The sequence below is a fragment of the Neobacillus niacini NBRC 15566 genome (genome assembly GCF_001591505.1).
Classification (GTDB): domain Bacteria; phylum Bacillota; class Bacilli; order Bacillales; family Cytobacillaceae; genus Neobacillus; species Neobacillus niacini.
The window spans coordinates 72,345-92,755 of record NZ_BCVA01000022.1; the positions used below are offsets into that span (position 1 = coordinate 72,345).

Here is a 20,411-nt window from a genome sequence, read left to right on the forward strand (position 1 = left end):
TATGATATAAAGGAGCATGAATAAATGTTAAATACAATTGGTGTCATTGGTTTAGGAGTAATGGGCAGCAACATCGCGTTAAATATGGCGAATAAAGGCGAACAAGTCGCTGTGTATAATTACACAAGAGATTTAACAGATCAGCTTGTAGCTAAATTGGACGGGCAATCTATCCATCCATATTATGAAGTCCAAGATTTTGTTCAGTCTTTAGAAACGCCAAGAAAGATATTTCTAATGGTAACTGCGGGTAAGCCGATCGATTCGGTCATCCAAGCTATACTCCCCCATCTTGAGTTAGGCGATATCATCATGGATGGCGGTAACTCCCATTTTACAGATACTGAACACAGGTACGATGAGTTGAAGTCGAAAGGAATCGGTTATTTAGGTGTTGGGATTTCTGGCGGGGAGGTCGGAGCGTTAAATGGACCATCTATCATGCCAGGTGGTGATAAAATCGTTTATGAAAAAGTAGCTCCGGTACTGACAAAAATCGCCGCCCATGTAAATGGTGACCCTTGTTGTACCTATATCGGTCCAAAAGGAGCAGGTCATTTTGTAAAAATGGTACATAACGGAATTGAGTATGCAGATATGCAACTAATTGCCGAAGCCTACACATTTTTACGAGAAAAATTAGAATTATCCGTTGAAGAAATAGCTGGAATATTTGAAACCTGGAACGAGGGCGAACTGAAAAGTTATTTAATAGAAATCACAGCAGAAATTTTACGAAAAAAGGATGAAATAACAGGGTTGCCTCTGATTGATGTGATCTTGGATAAAGCCGGCCAAAAAGGAACGGGTAAATGGACGAGCATCCAAGCCATTGATAACGGCATCCCTGCATCGATTATTACCGAGTCATTATTTGCCCGCTACATCTCTTCGTTAAAGGAGGAAAGGGTTCATGCCGAATCGATCTTATCAGGGCCTAAGAACGTTCAGCAGCCATTAGATAAAAATGAATGGATTGACTACATTAGACAGGCCTTATATATAGGAAAAGTTTGTGCATACGCACAAGGATTTACTCAATATAAAACGACTTCCGAACTTTTAGACTGGAATTTACCATTAAAGGATATTGCGCTGATTTTCCGCGGTGGATGTATTATCCGGGCAGAATTCTTAAACGTCATCAGCGAAGCCTATCATGAACAAAGTGATTTAGCGAATTTATTAATCTCACCATATTTTGCTGAAAAAGTTCAAGACTATCAAATGGGCTTGCGTAAAGTAGTGTGTGAGGGCATTAATGCTGGAATCTCCTTCCCATGTTTAAGTGCTTCACTTACGTATTACGATAGCTATCGAGCTGGACGATCAAGTGCAAATATTTTGCAAGCACAACGTGATTATTTTGGTGCCCATACCTATGAACGACGTGATCTAGCGGGAGTGTATCACACCAACTGGTAGACTTAAGAACATTAAACCGCTCCAGAAAATTGAGTAACGGGATAAACTTTTAAAATGCATGTTAAAAAAAACAATAATTTCCTAAAAAGCTGAAGTATACAGCCCATTCCATGAGCTAAGTATATTCAGCTTTTTTTGCAAAATAGGTTGTAATAATATAGTTTCGAAAAAAGATGTACTTTAACCTCAGAAAAGTAGACCAGATACCCCTTCTTCCCTGCGGGTTACAATTATTTAGTATTTTCTTTGTCAAACCTAAATAAAAAGAACGAAATGATCCCAGAAATAATGCCTGCACCTACGGCAATAAATATTCGAGTCATAATGTTAATTTCGGAGTAATCCTTTTCAAGCATCCACATCGCTATCACCACTACAATAATCATAGTCGGGATTGTAACGGGAAATTTTTTCATTTTATTCTACCTTCCATTCTAAAGTCTTTATATAAGTAAATTACAATATCACTTTTCACAATAACAAACGTGTATAGACTAGAGCCCATACACGTTTTGAAAATTCCTCTAAATTACAAACGTCTCAGAAACATTTCTATCTACTTACAGGAAGGAATAATTTCTTTCCTGACTTTAGATTTAATGGTGTTCGGTTAATCGACTTCTTTTGGAAATGATTATAGCTTGAAATTTCAGCTAATTGTACTTTTTTCAAACCGAACCACCATAAGAACATCATATAAGGAGACATTGTAAACCATGATCCTTGGTTTAACAATAAAAAGTTAAATATCCCATGTAATAAGGCTGGAATCAATAGAGATGACAGGAATAAAGGCCATTTTAATCCTTTTGTAAACTTTGCTTTGCTAATATAATACCCCATAATAACGCCGAACAAGGCATGACTTGAAACAGGCAGTAATGCACGTGTTAGCGCAAATTCCATCCCATTATTCATCAAATACAGTATATTTTCGGCGGTTGCAAACCCCAAAGATATGGAGGTACCATAGACAATACCATCAAACGGCTCATCAAATTCGGAACTCTTGTATGCAATGAAAAATAAGATTGACCATTTAAAAAATTCCTCTATTAAACCGGAAGAAAAAATCGCAAAAATAGAATCATATTGAACAATATTTTCTTCTTTAAGAATATATTCAAAAAATGCAATCGGAATGATGATCAATGCACCATAAAAAAACGTGTTTAATACCATCGATACTGGTTCTGGTTCATACTTATCTTTTAAATAAAAATAACTCAATAATGCTAAACCAGGGGCAATACCAGCTAATAGAATTCCTAACATTTACAACCCCCTAGGACATTTAAAATATATGTTTAATAATACCCTAAATACAGCCAAATTGAAACAGCTTCAATGGTATGGAACACTTTTCTCATGTACATTTATATTCTTTTTTAGGTATCTTATACTTTCTCTCCATTAAAATAGCTTCTTGATTAAATACTCAGCATCATATCCAACACCATGTAGCAAGGCTGAACCTCTACGATATTGCCAGGGCAGGCCTAAAAAGCAGAGACCCTTCATGGTTGTAATGCCTCTATTATGTAACGGCGTCCCCACCTCATTAAAAATCGAAGGAATATTAATCCATCTATAGTCTGACTTGAAACCAGTGGACCAAATGACATTCGATACTTCTAAACTAGTTGCATTTTCGAAGGATACTCGGTTTCTATCAGTTGTTGTTACTCTTGGTTTAATTATGATATCTTGACTCTTCAGCTGCCTCTTAAGCTCAAAACCAAAAATGGGGTCAGGCTTATGCTTGATAAATTGACCAACTTTACTATTTACGTTTGCCTTTAAAACTCCCAATTTATCAAACCACCAAAATATACTTTTAGAACCTATATCCAGTGGTAAATATCTTATTGGCTGGCCAACCGAAAGGTAAACGTTTCTTTTGTTTGAAATTTCAACAGCTATCTGTGCCCCTGAGTTCCCTCCTCCAACAACCAATGTGGTCCCATCCTGTAATTGACTAGGGTTTTTATATTGTGAGGAATGAAGTTGTAGGATATTTTCCGACAGATTTTGTGAAAATTCTGGGATGTATGGTTCTTGGAAAGGACCTGTCGTTACAATCACATTTTTACATTGATATTCACCTTGGTTAGTGTACAATCTAAAACAGTTTTCTTCTTTGTCCAACTTTGTAACAGTGGTATTAAGCTGAATAGGAATTGAAAATACTTTTGCATACAACGATAAATAATCACTAATTTCATCTTTTGTGGGATACTGTTTCTCCTCTCCTTTTAATGATAAACCTGGGAGTGAACTATATGTACGTGGTGTAAACAATGTTAAGGAATCGTATCGATTTTTCCAACTATGACCGATTTCACTTCCTTTATCTAAGATTAGGAAATTTAATTTTTTCTTCTTTAAACAATATCCCATTGATAATCCGGCTTGACCTGCACCTATAACTAAAACGTCATAAAGCATGTTATTTCCCCCTCAAAAATAGACAAAAGGCCTCCATAACGTCAGGAAGCCAGTTTATGTTTATTTGTCTTTTACCCTAAGAAGCCGTAAGCCATTTAATGTGACAATAAGTGTTGCGCCCATATCAGCGAATATAGCAATCCATAGTGTAAGCCAACCTGGAATAACTAATAGTAAAGCCAACAGTTTAATTCCTAACGAGAACGTGATGTTTTGCTTTATAATCGTTAATGCTTTTCTACTTAGTTTGACCGTAAACGGTAATTTTCCGAGATCATCTGCCATTAAAGCAATATCTGCTGTTTCAAGAGCTGTATCTGTTCCGGCTCCACCCATTGCAATCCCCACTGTAGAAGCAGCAAGTGCAGGCGCATCATTTACACCATCTCCAACCATTGCGACACGGCCATATTTGCCTCTGAGTTCTTTGATGAATGTCAGTTTATCCTGTGGAAGTAATTCTGATTGTAAATCAGAAACACCTACTTGTTTTCCAATCGCCTTTGCAGTTCCAGCGTTATCACCTGTTAACATGATTGTTTTTTGAATGCCTAATGTGTGGAGTTTTTGAATTACACTTTTACTATTTTCTCTTAATACATCAGCAACCGCAATCAACCCCATCACTTCAGTTGTTGTCCCTGCTGCCATAACGGTCTTACCTTGATTTTGCAGTTCAGAAATTTGGGATTTTAGGTTACTTGGGATTCCATTTAGTAAGATTTCCTCAAATAAATTAGGGCTTCCTACATAATAGGTCTCACCATTAATCTTTCCTTTAATGCCTTTTCCTATGATGGAGGAAAAGTCTTCAATTGAAACGCTATGATAAGGTAAGTTTTCCTGTTCTGCTTTTTCCATGATGGCAGAAGCCAATGGGTGTTGAGAGCCATTTTCTAATGCGGCAATAATGGATAGAAGCTCCTTTGAATCTTTATTTTGCTGTGGAAGGAAATCTATAACAGCTGGAATACCTCTTGTTAGGGTACCTGTTTTATCAAAAGCAATCGCTTTGATGGACGCCATTTCTTCTAAATGAATTCCGCCTTTAATTAAAACCCCGTTTCTAGCTGCATTACCTATTGCCGTTACGATTGCAACTGGAGTTGAAATAATTAACGCACAAGGACATCCTACCACTAGAGCTGCCAAACCTTGATAAATCCATTTGTCCCAATCTGCTTCAAAGAGAATAGGTGGTACCACTGCTACTCCTAATGCTACTAGCATGATAAGTGGAGTGTAATATTTTGCAAACCGATCCACAAATGCCTGAGAAGGTGCTCTTTCAGCCTGAGCCTCTTCGACTAAATGAATAATCTTTGCAATCGTCGTATCGTCAACATGCTTGGTTACCCTAATTTCAAGTAATCCTTCTTCATTTAAAGTTCCAGCAAACACTTCGTCATCAACCGTTTTTGCAACTGGAACAGACTCACCTGTAATCGCTGCTTGATTAACAGCTGATAACCCTTTTACCACGATTCCGTCCATCGCTATTTTTTGCCCAGGTTTAACAATCATAATGTCGCTAATTTGAATATCGTCGACTTCAACGGTTATCTCTTGATTCCCTCTTCGAATCAATGCTTCTTTAGGAGCAATATCCATTAATGACCGAATCGACTGACGGGCTTTATCCATTGAGTAAGACTCAAGGGCTTCACTTATGGCAAATAGGATTACAACCGTAGCCCCTTCACCCCATTCCCCAATAAAAGCCGCACCAATAACAGCAATGGTCATCAAGGTTTTCATATCAAACTCTAAACGGGTTATATTCTTTAATCCTGTACGAAATAGGCGGTAACCACCGATTAAAATAGAAGCCCCATAGGCTAAAATGGAAGAAATACTCTCCTCCCCATTCAGTTCCGCTGAAATCCACCCAATAAGTAAGAAAACTAGCGAGGCAATAACAGTTGAATGTTTTTGGAAGAATGGTTCTTTTTTCTCTTCAACTTTTTGTTTTTCCGGAAAAACTTTTATGTTTTCAAAAGCTCCTGCTTTTTCTATTTCCTTAATGGTTGTTGCTCCATAAATGGTAAGTTTAGCAGCACCAAAGTTTACACTTGCGTCAGAAACACCATCCAGGTGTTTTACGTTCTTTTCGAACTTCGTCGCACAGCCTGCTCAGGTAAATCCTTGCACACGATACACGGTTTTCTCGTTTGTTTTTTCCAAACTAGCATTACTCATCTGTTTTACCTCCAATGGTGAGTAAAAGTATTTACTCTTCTCATTCAAACGTTCATTTGATTATAGTATATACAAATGGCATTTCAATGGTCAAACAATTATTTGAATGTTTTAATAAAATTTGGGTTATTGCCTTTTCACCTTTATCCCCTAACTGAACTCTATATTCTAGATGTGTTTTTTATTTATTTAAAAATCTTCATACCTGCTAAAATGATTCCTACATCTGCGAATTCTATTCGCTTACCTGCATAGTTTCCTTTTTATCAGCATATTACTTTTGTTAATCTGCCTGATTAATTCCACACTCCAACTTAAAAGCTAAAAAAGCCAGGCGGCTGCCTGGCGTAGATATCAAAATTCCCTATATATGGATATTTCATCTCCGTATTGAGTGTGGAGTTTGAACACGCACATTTTACAATGACCTTTTTTTACCAAAATCTCCTTATCTGCCAAAATTATCTTTACTCACCAGTTTTGGCAAATCGCTCAATGCGATTTCCAATCTCATCGCGGACACGCTGGAAAAAAGCCCATTTTTCTTCATTCGTTCCTTGTGCTATGGCAGGATCATCAAATCCCCAATGAACTCGTTTTACCTTTGACGGTGTGATTGGACACTTATCAGCTGCGTCACCACACAGAGTGACAACTAAATCAGCATTATTCAAATACTCAGGATCAATAATATCAGAAGTGTGAGTTAAAATATCAATTCCTGCTTCCTTCATCCCTTTTACTGCATTTGGATTTAAACCATGTGCTTCAATCCCAGCACTACGTACCTCCCACTCATTACTAAGGTGCTTTTTAGCCCATCCTTCAGCCATTTGGCTCCTACATGAATTTCCTGTACATAAGAAGTAAAGTTTCTTTTTATTTTTCATAGAATTCTCCTTTAAATAAATAACAACCATATATAGAGACCAACCAGAGTGATAAACAAAGTTGGGATGGTTAACACAATTCCCGTTTTAAAATAAGTACCCCAAGAAATCTTTACCCCTTTTTGCGATAAAACATGTAACCATAATAAGGTTGCTAGAGAGCCAATCGGAGTAATTTTGGGACCTAAATCTGAACCAATTACATTGGCGTATATTAAGGCTTCTCTAATCACACCACTCGTATTGGTCTCTGCAATGGCTAAAGCATCAATCATTACAGTTGGCATATTATTCATAATGGAAGAAAGTATAGCTGCAATAAAACCCATTCCAATTGTAGCTGCAAATAATCCTTGGTCAGCTGTTACTTGGATTAGGTCTGCTAAGACATTGGTTAATCCTACGTTTCGTAACCCATAAACCACCACATACATTCCAATTGAGAAAAATACGATTGCCCATGGAGCACCTTTAATAACCCTTTTTGTTTCGACTGCAGGGCTTCTTCTTCCCATTAATAAGAAAAATATAGCTACTATGCCTGCAATGATGGATACTGGAACATGAAGTATTTCACTAATAAAATATCCCGCTAATAATATAGCAAGGACCAGCCAGGATAATCGAAACATTTTTTGATCCCGAATGGCTTCGACAGGTTTCTTTAAATGAGCTAAATCATATTTTTTAGGTATGTTCCTTCTGAAGTAAAGGTATAAGACTGAAATACTAGCCACTAAAGAAAATAAATTTGGAACAAACATTCTTGAGGCAAACTCTGCAAATCCGATTCCGAAAAAGTCAGCAGAAACGATATTTACAAGATTACTTACTACTAGCGGCAATGAAGTTGTATCAGCTATAAAACCACTAGCCATAATGAACGGAAATATCATTTTTTCTTCCAACTTTAAATTTCGAACCATGGCTAAAACGATTGGCGTTAAGATAAGAGCAGCCCCGTCATTTGCAAAGAATGCTGCCACTAGAGCACCTAGAATGCTCACATAAACAAACATTTTAATTCCATTTCCTTTAGCCGCTCTTGCCATGTGGAGGGCTGACCATTCAAAGAACCCAATTTCATCTAATATTAATGAAATAATAATGATGGCAATAAATGAAAAAGTTGCATTCCATACAATATTGGTTACCTCCAGAACGTCATGGAAGTCAACCACTCCAACAATTAGTGCGAGGATCGCACCACCACAAGCGGACCAACCAATGGATAGATTTCTTGGCTGCCATATAACAAGAATAAGCGTAATTAAAAAAATCAATGATGCAAGTATGGTTGATGCCAAAGTTGAAACCTCCAATTATTCACATGAAATTCTTAAACCCTGTTGTTCTAATTCCTTTAATCTAAAATCTTGATTTGGAAGGTGCTGAAGTAAATCTTGAACCAATGGATAATAAGGACTTTCTTCACTTAAGGAATAAGTAACCATTGTCCTCTTCTTGCTTCCCGCACCAACCCAGCATCTTTTAACTTGCGAATATGCTGGCTGATTGCCGGCTGACTTGTTTTAAATATTTCAACAAATTCGCATACGCAAGCATCGTGGCTATCAAGTATTTTGACCATAGTTAAACGAGTTTTATCTCCTAACAACTTTAAAATGCTCGCTACGCGTTCTAATTCAACGGTTGATTTTGACACGATTATACACCTCCTAATAAATTAATTCATATGGACTCCCACTTGACCGAAAAAATCCCTTTTTGCTTTTTCAGTCACATAGGAGCTTCCCACTCGACCGAATAAATAACCTTTTGCTTTTTCAGTCACATAGGAGCTCCCCACTTGACCGAATAAATCCTTTTTTGCTTTTTCAGTCACATAGGAGCTTCCCTCTTGACCGAAAAAATCACTTATTGCTTTTTCAGTCACATAGGAGTTCCCCACTTGACCGAATAAATCCTTTTTTGCTTTTTCAGTCACATAGGAGCTTCCCCCTTGACCGAATAGATCACTTTTTGCTTTTTTGGTATAAAAGCAACATTTTATCCTTCACAAGCCATATCTGTATTAGCATATAATTAATTGCTTATATAATAAATTGCTTATGTATTAAATTCAAGGAAATTAAAAAGAAAAAAGATTGAAAGCATTCACTTTCAATCCTATCTTGAATCAGCCTTCACTTCCAAAGAAGAACGATTTTCTTGTTTCTTCCAGAATAAAGTAATAACGATTCCAAATGTCAGTATGACCGTCGCAAAGTAGTATGGGTAGTTGATATCAATATCAAATAATATCCCCCCTATAATGGGTCCGCTAATATTGGCTAAACTGGTATACATTGAATTCATTCCTCCAACGAAACCCTGTTCATTCCCAGCAATATTTGAAAGATAGGAAGTTACTGCTGGCCGGAATAAATCGAAACCTACAAATACAATAAAGGTAACCAATAAAATTGAGAAATAGGAATGAACAACGGTCATTAAGAAGACCAAAACAGCTGATAAAAGTAAACTGTAGCGAATCAGTTTTATTTCTCCCCAAATTCGTGTAAGCCGGTCAAATAATATCACTTGTGACACTGCACCAAAAATGGCACCACCAGTGATCACAATAGCGATATCGGATGGTTTGAATTGAAATTTGTGGTCCACAAATAGACTAAAGAATGACTCAAAAGCGGCCAATCCAAATGAGGCAATAAATATTAAAATAAATGCAAGGAAATATTTTGGTGGCAATCATACGCTTGAGAACATTCTTCGTTCCTGAGACTTGTTCTATATTTTCCTGAGAACGATCTGGCTCAGTTAAGAAAATAATTGAAAGAATAGCAGCGGTGGCACCCAGGGCACCTGCGAAATAGAACGGTATACGCGTTCCAAATTCCGCTAAAAATCCACCGATACCCGGACCTATGATAAACCCTGTACTTATGGCAGCCGACATATACCCAAGTGCTTTGGGACGAGTATCCAAATTTGTGATATCAGCAATATAAGCAGTAACCGCTGGCATAATAAATGCGGCACTAATTCCACCTAAAATACGAGAGATAAATAACATTTCAATTTCTTTGCCGATACCAAATAAAAACTCTGAGATGCCAAAAATAAACAAACCGATGACAATCATTATTTTCCTGCCAAATTGATCTGCTGCTTTCCCTGCAAATGGTGAAATAATCAATTGTGCAATAGCGAATGCTGCTGTTAAATAACCAACTGTTGTTCCTGTTATACCTAATTCATTCATCAGCGTTGGTAATACTGGAATCACAAGTCCAATCCCCAAAAAAGCAATGAATAAATTCATTAGTAATAATCCTAATGTAACTTTTTGATTCTTCATCTTCTACATTCTCCTTAACAAAATGAACCCATTGTTTATCATTTGTTTTACAATTTCCATCGTAGTGTATATAGTTACTATATAGTCAAGGGTGGTGCTGTAAAAAATGAATAAAAAGAATGGAAAATATTTAACCACGAGTGAATTCGCTAAGCTTTGTAAAGTAAACAAACAGACACTTTTCTATTATGATCAAATTGGACTTTTGTCTCCGATATTGAAAAATGAAAAAGGATACCGTTATTATTCAATCCACCAAATAGAGCTATTCTTTGTTATCGATTTATTAAAAGATCTTGATATGTCGCTTCACGATATTCAACTTTACATGCAGAGTAAATCTCCTGAACGTTATTTGTCGTTAATGTATCAAAAGAAAGAAGAGATTGTGAAAAAACGTCAGGAAATTGAAATGAAGGAAAAGTTTATCGAGGCACAAATAGCATTAATAGAAGAAGCTTCCCATCTGGATTTTAATAAGGTTACGCTTGAGCCATTACCAGAAGCAACACTATATCTAAGTAAAAACATTGAAAATATAACGGAAGAGCATTTTGTAGAAGTTGTATCAGATTTCCTGAATGAATTGAGCGAATCACATCTCGATACTGGATATCCCATTGGTGTTATCACGAAAAGGGAACAAGTATTAAAAGGTGAATATACGAATTACAGTTATTTGTATATTGAACAACCAAATCCAAGGGAAGGTCATCCGTATTTTAAAACGGTTAAAGGTGATTTTATCATTGGCTATCATATTGGGGATGATAATTCCATACATCACACATATAAAAGGCTTTTTCTAGAGATGGAACGATTAAATGTAACCATAGGAGAACATGTTTTTGAAGAGTATATCTATGATTCCGTAGTAAAGAATCATAAGGAGCAATATGTCACCAAAATTATGATTCAAGTGGACCAGTCGTAAACAGATGAATTGTGATAGAGGATTATGTTTGAATTATAATAAACAAAGGCTTCCCAAACCAATCGGGAAGCCTAAAGCTATAACAAAGCAAATCGTACTCCATTTGGTTACTTCGCTACTAACCTGGTTGTTGTTGGTGTTCATTAAGTAGTATTCTTCACCGTTACTTTATCTTGATTTTTATATGTTCTTGGAGATATCCCATAAAACCTTTTAAAGGTTTTTAAAAAATAACCTTTACTTTCAAAGCCTAACTCATACGCTATCTGCTCTGCCGAGTTTCCGGGATGATCTAGTAATTCTAGTGCTTTTTCCATTTTAACTCTTGTCACATATTCAACAAAACCTTCTCCCGTTTCTTTCTTGTACATCCTGCTGAAATAACTAGAGTTTAAATGTAAATGGGCAGCTACCTCTGTCAAAGAAATCTTTTCTCCAAGATGGGTTTGTACATATTTTTGTGCTTTAAACACATCGTCATTTCTAGTGGTCCTTTCTAGAAACTTGGTGACTATGACGTGCTGATTATTTGTATAACGTTCATGGTCCAACTTCTGCTTTAACCTTTCAAGCAGAGCAATGATATTCGTTTCTTCCATGGATTCTTTTAAAATGTAATCATAGGCTTCTAACTTTATCGCTTGTTGTGCAAAGGTAAACTCATCATGGCAAGATAGGATGACATTATAGGAGTTGATATTCGATTTTTTCAGCTGCTCAATTAATTCAATTCCATTCAGTTTCGGCATGCCAATATCAGTTATCAATACATCAAAAGGGTTTTCTTGCATAAATGCTAAAGCCTCATTACTATCTTGAAAACTTGCAACTACTTGGAAGTCGTATTCCTGCCATGGAATCACTTTCTTCAAAAATTCAATTACAATCACATCATCATCTACCAAAACTATTTCGTACATCTAACCACCTCTTATGTACTGGAATTTGAAACGTTAACGTCGTTCCTTCTCCTTCCATACTGTCTATCCTCAATTGAAATGCTTCTCCATAAATCAATTTCATCCTTTGATAGACATTTTGTACTCCTATTCCGTTAAACGATTTACTACTTTTTACAGTATCATGACCCTTTTGATGGAAAATCTTTTTTCGCAATCCTTCAAGCGTAAGCATATCCATACCTTTACCATTGTCGGTAATGACTAGCTTCAGGTACGTATCAATTTGTTCACTTGCAATAATCTTAATAGTTTCTTTCCTATTATTATTCCCATGAATGATTGCGTTTTCAATAATAGGTTGTAAGAAAAATCTTGGTACTTGAAAACTAGAGGCAGATTCGTTTACATCGATTTCTAATTCTACATCATGTTGGTGTCGAAAATTCATCAAATCTACATAATGCTTTACAATCGTTAACTCTTCCTCCAGTGGAATAAAAGCATTATTACGATTAATCGTCATTCGGAGGAGTGCAGATAATGAATATATGAGTGAAGCACTGCCAGAGTTACCCTCCATTTTTATTTTTAAACGAATCGCATTTAATACATTAAATAAAAAATGTGGGTTAATTTGTGCTTGAAGCATTTCTAGTTCAGCATTTCGTTTCGCTTCCTCTTGTATTTTAACCTGTTCAATCATTTCCTCGATGGTGTCCAGCATATGATTAAAGGAGTGGCCCAATTGAGCGACGTCATTACTTCCAGATAAATGTATCCTTGCAGTTAAATCACCCTGTTTGATTGCTTTTGTCACATGATGTAATTTTGTGATCGGTTTTGTAAACTCACGCACAAGCATAATAAGACCAATTAAAAATAGAGCTAAAAAAACACCTTGAATTAAAATCGTTGTTCTTGTTACCAAATTGATTGATCCAATTATATCGTTATATGGCACGAGGCTGACTAATCTCCATTTAGAATATGACACTGGATAAGAAACCATTAAATGTTTCTCCTCCTTAAAGTCTACAATCTGATAATCAGCGTTTGTCACGTCATAAGGTAATATCGTTCCTACTTCATCTGTATTCAAGCTTGAATAGATTTCACCAGTGTTATTGGTCAAATAAAATTTTGCCCGCTTTTCACTTTGAAATTGACTAAATAGTTGCTTAATCTGATTTTCTTTAAAACTTATAATTAAATAGATATATGAGGAATTCCCTTTTTGAATCCTTCTGCCAATAGTAATCAGATATGGGTAAGTATCTCTTTCAGATTGAATGTAGGTAGGGTGTGCACCTAGCCAATAGGTTTGGTAAAAACTTAAGTGATCCAATTTTCCAAACCATGTTTTTTCTTTAAATTGCAAAGGATTAAAATCGAGTTTGGAATAATTGGTGTAATATAGATCATTATTAAACAAAATAGTAATATACAGAGGCCTTAGTAAATCAGTAATACCAGATAATTCCTTCGATATATGGATATAGTTTAGAGCAATTTGTTGTTTTACGGTGGGAGAATCTACATCAATTACCTCATGCGATTTTAGTAGCTGTCTCATATTAGAATCAAATTGAATATAATTTGAGGTATTCATAATATCATCTAACATATTCTTTATTCCTAATTCAATCATCCGTAAATCATCTTCTGATTGGGTTGCTGCTCGTTGCTCAAGTACATCCTTCGTAAAATAGTTTGAGACGATATAGGTACCAACCCACGGAAATAAAATACAGAGAATAACAGATAAGATTAATCGAGTTCGAAGTGACATTTGCATTATTTTATTCCAAAGTAACTTCATGAATGATCACCGCTTCCAATCGTAAAAAACAATAAAAATAGAGAGAAAACATGTGTTTTCTCTCTATTATATCATAAATATTCTAATTATTCTTATTACTTATTCGCATCTACTACAGCTTGTACTTTTTCTTTAATGTTTTTCATCGTTTTATCAAGGTCCTGCTCACCAAGAAGATATAATTCCACCTCTGCACCAAATTCGGTATAGGCTTCATTCGTATATGCTGGTGGGGCAACGACTTCACTAGGCTTAACAGAAGAAAGTGTAGTCTTCAATGATTCCATATTAATGGCATCAGGTTTCTTCGCTCCATTCGCCACTTTTTCTAGCGCTGCGCTCATATCTGCTTTTTTCCATGAAGGTACCCAAATTCCTTGTTCAGAGATTCCTTCTGTTGTCAACCAACGCATGAAATCATATGCCTCTTGCTTGTGTTTGGAGCTTTTTGCGATTGAAACTAAATCTCCGCCCATTACAGCAACTGCTTCATCATTTGCCTTATTTTTTGGCCATGGTGCCCATGCAATTTCAAATTCCGGTGTAAATTGACCCCATTCTGTAATCATATAACTTCCAGTAGGAACCATTGATGCATTTTGACTAAAGAATTGCTGACGGTAATCCATTTTTTGCGATAAGATTTCTTCAAATGGAACAGAAGATTTATCAACATTTTCTAATTGATTTCGCAGCTCCAGTGATGCGCGCACCATTGGGTCATCTGCATTAGATGTACCATCTTCTTTTAAGATACTATTATCTTTTGCTTTACTCATAACTTTTAAAATAGAATGAAAGTTATGCCATGTGTGTAAATAAGATCCATAGTGACCGTCTGCCGTTAGCTTTTTAGCATATTCCGCATAGTCCTCCCATGTCCAATCAGTTGGAATCTTTAAGCCGGCTTTATCAAGATGTGCTTTATTTAGCATAATAAGCATCGTGACGTTTTTCATCGGCAGACCATAGTAATCTCCGTTAAAAGTTGGATAGCTATTATTGTATTCTTTATTAATATCAATGCCTTCTGCTTCAGTAAATTTGGTAATTGGTTCAACCAGACCTGCATCCACTCGTTTAGAAAGATCATTCACATTGGAAAACATTATCACATCCATGTCGTCACCCGCTGAGGCCATTAAATCCAACTGTTTGAAATAATCCAAAGAACTCATGTTTTCTACAAGTGGGATGGATTCCACTTTTATCCCTGGATGCTCAGCTTCATACTTTGCAATTACCTTCTCCCATTGACCTACATCCTCATTGATCCAGTGGACAAATTTCAACGTAACTTCTTTTTTCTCTGAACCAGATTTAGAATTATCTGAAGAAGCTTTGTCTTTTCCGGAACATGCAGCTAACATTGACATGACCAAAAGTCCAACTAGGAACAATGAACCCCATTTTTTTAACATCATACTTTCCCCCTTATTTATCGTTTTTGTATATCAACTCTCTCTACTTTAAAAAAGAGAGAGTACATACCGTTTTTTTAACCTTTTACTCCACCAAGCTGGATACCTTCAATTACGTTTTTCTGTCCGATAATGAAGATAATCAATAAAGGTAAAATGGCGGAAACAGATGCTGCCATCATCAAGGAGTATACGCTGCCATGTTGATCAGAAAAACTTTGTACACCAAGTTGAATCGTATATAACTCTTTTGAACGAAGAAAGATTAATGGATTTTGGAAGTCATTCCAGGTCCAAATAAATCGCAATATTGCATACGTTGCGATTGCTGGTCTTACTAATGGTAAACAAATTGAAGTAAAAATCCTAAAATGACCTGCTCCATCCATTCGCGCTGATTCAATAATTTCATTACTAATACCGAGATAGAATTGGCGCAGCATAAAAGTACCAAATACACTGAAACTATTTAATAGGATAAGGCCCGTGTGCGTATCATAAAGACCAATCCATCTATATAATAGAAATTGTGTAACTAATAACGTTTGCGGTGGAATCATGAAAGTTGCCAATACAATTAAAAAGATGAAATTTCTTCCTTTAAAGTTGATTTTGGCAAAGCCATATGCCGCTAAACAGGATACTGTACATGAAACCAATGTGGTTAGGACTGTTACCTTGATTGAATTCCAATATAGTAGAAGGAATGGCATAGAACCAGTCCAAACCTCTTTGTAATTTTCCACTGCATTCCAGTTTTCAGGAATCCATTTAATCGGAAAAGTTAATACATCCTCTTCTACTTTTAAAGAAGCAGATATCATCCAAAAAAATGGCATTAGAAAAGCAATTCCTATTAGAACCATAATGGCGGTCACGATCAATTTTCGCATATCTATTCTTTCTACCATCTGAATTGCTCCTTCCTTTTAATAATTTACCCATTTTTTCTGACCAATAAATTGAATATAGGTAATGATCAAGATAATCACAAACATAACTAGTGAAATGGCTGAAGCATAGCCTGTTTTTAACTCAATAAATGCTTGCTGGTACAAATAAACAACAGGTGTTATGGTCGAATTTGCTGGCCCGCCATTCGTTAAAACGATGATTAAATCAAATACCTTAAAGCTGGAAATAACACCTGTAACAAACAATAAGAAAGTTGTAGGCGACACTAATGGAACCGTAATTTTCGTAAATTGAGACCAAGCAGTAGCTCCATCCATTTGTGCTGCTTCATATAATTCTTTTGGAATATTCTGCAAACCCGCTAAGTAAATGATTAAATTAAAGCCAATTCCGGTCCAAACCATGATTAACATAACAGATGGTAACGCAAAAGTAACGTCTGCTATCCAACCAGGTGGATTATCAACCCCAAGCTTCAACAGCAATTGGTTTATAGGACCTTTCGTTGGATGAAAAAGCACTTGAAAGACAACCGCAACCGCTACAACGCTCGAAATAAACGGCATAAAATAGATTACTTTAAACAAATCTTTCAAATAAACATATTTGTTTATGATAACAGCTAATGTAAGAGAAAAAAGTAAAGTAATAGGTACCGCTAAAATTAAAAGAACATTATTTAATAATCCTTTAATGAATAGTGCATTGGTAAGTAATTTCGTGAAATTTTCAAATCCTACAAATTTAGCATTTTCATAGCCAGCTACAAAATTCCAATCGGTAAAACTTAGCACAAACGAAGCGAGAATCGGAAATAATACTAATATAGAAGTACCAATAAACATTGGCCCAATAAATGCATACCCTGCTAGATTTTCCCTCCAGCCACTAAAAGGAGACCTATCTTTTGATTTTTTGCGTACTATACTTTTTGTGGTTTGAACTACCTTTGTTTCAACTTTTACCTCGCTATTCACAAATTGTCACCCCTTCGTCTCTATTGTAGCTTTAGTATAGTTAGTGAAACCGCTTTCAACAATGTTGATTTTTTACATTATTGAGAAAATTTTTACTACTTTTAAATTCCACCTATTTTAACGGACACCATTAATTGAATATCATGCTTTATTTTTACTTATTAGATAATTTTTTTACTTTATGAAAAAAACAGAAAATTACACCTACCAAGCATGATATATTTATCAATAAGGGGGGATTAACATGCAATTAGGTACATTTTCAAATGTGGTTTATACCTTTTGTGAATGGGTTGCGAGACTAGCCTATATCAATCTATTGTGGATTTTATTTACTTTAAGTGGATTCGTCTTTTTTGGATTTTTTCCGGCAACCATAGCAATGTTAGCTACTTTAAGACAGTTTATCAGAAAAAATCATCCGCCTGTGTTACAAACCTTTTGGCATTATTATAAAAAGGAATTCATCAACAGTAATAAATTAGGACTCGTGATCGTCGCAATCGGCTTGATTTTGTTGATAAACATCCGTTTTTTGCAAACAACAAATAACATGTCCACTTTACTATTTTATTCAAGCGTTATTATGAGCGGCATTTATATTCTCATCATTTGTTATACATTAGCTTCCTTTGTTGAAGTTGAACAGCCATTAGGGGTTCATTTAAAAAATGCCCTTCTGATCACCATCTCCAATCCGATTCCTAGTTTATTTATCATTTTTGGTTTTGCTGCCGTATATTTCGCAGTTACCTATTTATCGGGATTAGGGTTCTTTTTCAGTGTTAGTATTTTAGGTCTTGTCATCCTTTCCTCGGCAAATTTGGCATATAAAAATATCCTAAAGAAACAAGAAAAATTAAGCGCAAATTGATTGTAAATTATATTTAAATTCATCTATTTTCGGCCTTTCTCTCAAAATAAAAAACAAGCAACGCCTCAACCTAAGTTGAAACGTTGCTTGATTAATTGTTTTATATCGTTAAATAACTTCCTTAACATCCTCGTTCCTATGTTTATCCACTATTTTCTTTCTATCTACACGTAACTGACCCAGTCCGAGCTCAATTGCTTCTCGGTTTAATGATTTAAGTAAGCTGACTACCATTAACACCATAATGAATGAAAATGGAAGTGCAGCAATAATCATAGTATTCTGCAGAGCTTGCAGGCCCCCAGAATAAAGGAGAGCGACTGCTGTAATAGAGAGAAAGATTCCCCAAGTAGCTTTAATCGATGTACTTGGATTTAGGCATCCATTCGTTGTCATCATTCCTAAAACAAAAGTACCAGAGTCCGCTGATGTAACAAAGAAAGTCACAATGATCAAATTGGCAAAGAGGGATAACGCCATGCCGAATGGAAACCCTTCTAACACGCCGAAAAGAGATTCCTCGGGAGCTAATGAAGAAATCGAGAGCAGCCCTGATGATTCAGTAAAAATCGCGGCACTCCCAAAGGTTGTAAACCAAATGAATCCAATTAGTGTCGGAACGAGTAAGACACCTACAACAAACTCACGAATCTTCCGGCCCTTTGAGACTCTTGCAATAAACACCCCAACAAAAGGGGCCCATGCAATCCACCAAGCCCAATAAAAGATTGTCCACCCATTAATCCAATTACGTCCCTCTTCATTTAAGGGAGAAATACGAAAACTCATGTTAATGAAATTTTGCATATAAGCCCCTACTGTATCTGTAAACATGTTAAGGGTAAAAAGTGTTGGTCCAAGTATAAATACAATCAATAAGAGGATAGCCGAGAGCCCCATATTTACATTACTTAGAATTTTAATCCCTTTACTTAGACCCGTTAAAGCCGAAATCATAAATAAAACAGTCACAACGAGAATAATGACAGTTTGCGTTGTCAGCGTACTAGGAACATCGAATAGGTAGGTCAAGCCCCCATTAATCTGCATAGCTCCAAATCCCAATGAGGTAGCAACCCCCATAACCGTAGAGATGACCGCAATGACATCAATCGCTTTTCCGACAGCTCCATCCGCATGTTTCCCAATCAGCGGTCGTAAAGTTCGACTAATTAAGCTCAGCTCCCCTTTTCTAAAGGTAAAATAAGCTAGAACCATCGCAATCGAACCATAGATTGCCCAAGCATGGATGCCATAATGAAAGAAAGTAAATCTCATCGCATCTTTAATACCTTGAGCCGTTCCCTCTTGACCAGTTGGAGAACTAAGCATGTAATGGCTAATAGGTTCATATGTTCCATAGAACATTAACCCAATCCCAATACCCGCACTAAAAAGCATCGCAAGCCAAGTTGGTCGTGAAAACTCAGGCTTATCCTCCTGTTTCCCGAGCTTAATCCGGCCAATTGGACTTACTAATAAATAGAAGCACACAAACACAAACAATGAAACAAGCAAAAGGTAATACCACCCAAATGAATCGGTTATTATCCCTTGAGTGCTACTCGTGACCTGTTCTAACGATGTTGGCATTATGATACCCATGAAAACTATACCTACCAACAATACTATTGAAACATAAAAAACAGTTGAAGCATTTTTCATAAATTTTAACTCCCATCTTTGATAAATTCGCAGAGGGTTTTACTTCGTTGGTGAACATATTAAAATGCAAAAACATTTAATGAACGCATTTTTATGAAGTAATACGAAACATAACCCTTAAAATTGCGTTCATGCATCTTACTCTAAATACAACATGCTAAATCTTGTTAATACCATTATCCTTCTATTTTGGTATGGGTAATAGTTAGTTTGAATACATCAGAGGTATTTAGTATGGATCAGTTTACAGGTTTATTAGAGGAATAATGAAACTATATCAAAAGGGGATAAACCAAGCAAATTACATATACCAGTGTATTTAGGGCTCTCGTCTTGATAGCCCTCTGTAGAAGGAAAAATTAATACAAATTCTTAATATAACTCAAAGATCCTCTTTATACATCCAGTTTTCAAGAAGTAATGATCCTTGGCTGCTAAAATTCCTACTCTCACTCTTTTACGTTTTACAACACAAAAAACACTCACAAAAGTTAAATTACAACCTTTGTGAGTGTTTTTTGTGTTTATAAGATACCGGTGGTCGGGGTCGAACCGACACTCCAGAGGAACACGATTTTGAGTCGTGCGCGTCTGCCAATTCCGCCACACCGGCAAATTCA

General features: G+C 36.1%; 16 protein-coding genes, 1 tRNA gene and 2 pseudogenes. 3 read left to right on the plus strand and 16 right to left on the minus strand.

The window, feature by feature from the left end; translation table 11 throughout:
• Positions 1 to 24: 24 nt before the first annotated feature.
• Positions 25 to 1,425 carry a decarboxylating NADP(+)-dependent phosphogluconate dehydrogenase gene (gene gnd / locus BANA01_RS16445; protein ID WP_034676506.1) on the plus strand — a complete coding sequence of 467 codons (1,401 nt, stop codon included), beginning with the start codon at positions 25 to 27 and terminating at the stop codon, positions 1,423 to 1,425.
• Positions 1,426 to 1,655: 230 nt separating this feature from the next.
• Here the strand turns inward: gnd and BANA01_RS16450 are convergent, their stop codons facing one another.
• The 9 genes and pseudogenes from BANA01_RS16450 to norA all read right to left on the minus strand — a co-directional run bounded on the left by BANA01_RS16450 (position 1,656) and on the right by norA (position 10,284).
• Positions 1,656 to 1,841 (minus strand): hypothetical protein, encoded by a 186-nt coding sequence (locus BANA01_RS16450; RefSeq protein ID WP_034676504.1) that lies wholly within the window; start codon positions 1,839 to 1,841, stop codon positions 1,656 to 1,658.
• Between the two features lie 136 nt (positions 1,842 to 1,977).
• Entirely contained in the window at positions 1,978 to 2,700 is a 723-nt protein-coding gene (gene prsW, locus BANA01_RS16455) for a glutamic-type intramembrane protease PrsW (protein ID WP_052106419.1), read from the minus strand.
• Between the two features lie 138 nt (positions 2,701 to 2,838).
• Positions 2,839 to 3,873: a flavin-containing monooxygenase gene (locus BANA01_RS16460; protein ID WP_034676502.1), complete on the minus strand. Its 1,035-nt coding sequence runs from the start codon at positions 3,871 to 3,873 to the stop codon at positions 2,839 to 2,841.
• A gap of 60 nt (positions 3,874 to 3,933) precedes the next feature.
• On the minus strand, positions 3,934 to 6,072 hold the full coding sequence (locus BANA01_RS16465) for a heavy metal translocating P-type ATPase (protein WP_082799558.1): 2,139 nt from the start codon (positions 6,070 to 6,072) through the stop codon (positions 3,934 to 3,936).
• Positions 6,073 to 6,539: 467 nt separating this feature from the next.
• Positions 6,540 to 6,962 carry an arsenate reductase (thioredoxin) gene (arsC, locus tag BANA01_RS16470; protein ID WP_034676516.1) on the minus strand — a complete coding sequence of 141 codons (423 nt, stop codon included), beginning with the start codon at positions 6,960 to 6,962 and terminating at the stop codon, positions 6,540 to 6,542.
• An 11-nt stretch (positions 6,963 to 6,973) separates the two neighbouring features.
• Positions 6,974 to 8,269 carry an arsenical efflux pump membrane protein ArsB gene (locus BANA01_RS16475; RefSeq protein WP_034676497.1) on the minus strand — a complete coding sequence of 432 codons (1,296 nt, stop codon included), beginning with the start codon at positions 8,267 to 8,269 and terminating at the stop codon, positions 6,974 to 6,976.
• Positions 8,270 to 8,284: 15 nt separating this feature from the next.
• Positions 8,285 to 8,628, minus strand: a pseudogene (locus tag BANA01_RS16480) (ArsR/SmtB family transcription factor).
• Between the two features lie 21 nt (positions 8,629 to 8,649).
• The gene (locus BANA01_RS16485; RefSeq protein ID WP_034676496.1) at positions 8,650 to 8,910 is read right to left on the minus strand and encodes a hypothetical protein; all 261 of its coding nucleotides are present in this window, start codon (positions 8,908 to 8,910) and stop codon (positions 8,650 to 8,652) included.
• Between the two features lie 182 nt (positions 8,911 to 9,092).
• A pseudogene (gene norA, locus BANA01_RS16490) lies at positions 9,093 to 10,284 on the minus strand (multidrug efflux MFS transporter NorA).
• Between the two features lie 106 nt (positions 10,285 to 10,390).
• Here norA and BANA01_RS16495 point away from each other — a divergent pair.
• Positions 10,391 to 11,218: a MerR family transcriptional regulator gene (locus BANA01_RS16495; RefSeq protein ID WP_063253897.1), complete on the plus strand. Its 828-nt coding sequence runs from the start codon at positions 10,391 to 10,393 to the stop codon at positions 11,216 to 11,218.
• A gap of 143 nt (positions 11,219 to 11,361) precedes the next feature.
• Here the strand turns inward: BANA01_RS16495 and BANA01_RS16500 are convergent, their stop codons facing one another.
• The 5 genes from BANA01_RS16500 to BANA01_RS16520 form a co-directional block, all read right to left on the minus strand.
• The gene (locus BANA01_RS16500; protein ID WP_034673470.1) at positions 11,362 to 12,138 is read right to left on the minus strand and encodes a response regulator transcription factor; all 777 of its coding nucleotides are present in this window, start codon (positions 12,136 to 12,138) and stop codon (positions 11,362 to 11,364) included.
• On the minus strand, positions 12,113 to 13,939 hold the full coding sequence (locus BANA01_RS16505; protein ID WP_063253899.1) for a cache domain-containing sensor histidine kinase: 1,827 nt from the start codon (positions 13,937 to 13,939) through the stop codon (positions 12,113 to 12,115). The genes BANA01_RS16500 and BANA01_RS16505 overlap by 26 nt, the downstream gene beginning before the upstream one ends.
• A 95-nt stretch (positions 13,940 to 14,034) precedes the next feature.
• Positions 14,035 to 15,360 (minus strand): ABC transporter substrate-binding protein, encoded by a 1,326-nt coding sequence (locus tag BANA01_RS16510; protein ID WP_063253901.1) that lies wholly within the window; start codon positions 15,358 to 15,360, stop codon positions 14,035 to 14,037.
• Positions 15,361 to 15,437: 77 nt separating this feature from the next.
• Complete coding sequence (locus BANA01_RS16515) at positions 15,438 to 16,271, minus strand: carbohydrate ABC transporter permease (RefSeq protein WP_034673466.1); 834 nt, start codon at positions 16,269 to 16,271, stop codon at positions 15,438 to 15,440.
• A gap of 18 nt (positions 16,272 to 16,289) precedes the next feature.
• Positions 16,290 to 17,252 carry a carbohydrate ABC transporter permease gene (locus BANA01_RS16520; protein WP_063253902.1) on the minus strand — a complete coding sequence of 321 codons (963 nt, stop codon included), beginning with the start codon at positions 17,250 to 17,252 and terminating at the stop codon, positions 16,290 to 16,292.
• Between the two features lie 244 nt (positions 17,253 to 17,496).
• Here BANA01_RS16520 and BANA01_RS16525 point away from each other — a divergent pair, with 244 nt between their 5' ends.
• Positions 17,497 to 18,126, plus strand: coding sequence for a YesL family protein (locus tag BANA01_RS16525; RefSeq protein ID WP_063253904.1), 630 nt, complete (start codon positions 17,497 to 17,499; stop codon positions 18,124 to 18,126).
• 108 nt (positions 18,127 to 18,234) lie between these two features.
• Here the strand turns inward: BANA01_RS16525 and BANA01_RS16530 are convergent, their stop codons facing one another.
• Positions 18,235 to 19,791 carry a BCCT family transporter gene (locus BANA01_RS16530; protein WP_034673464.1) on the minus strand — a complete coding sequence of 519 codons (1,557 nt, stop codon included), beginning with the start codon at positions 19,789 to 19,791 and terminating at the stop codon, positions 18,235 to 18,237.
• Positions 19,792 to 20,323: 532 nt separating this feature from the next.
• Positions 20,324 to 20,404: transfer RNA gene (locus tag BANA01_RS16535), tRNA-Leu, on the minus strand.
• Positions 20,405 to 20,411: the final 7 nt, after the last annotated feature.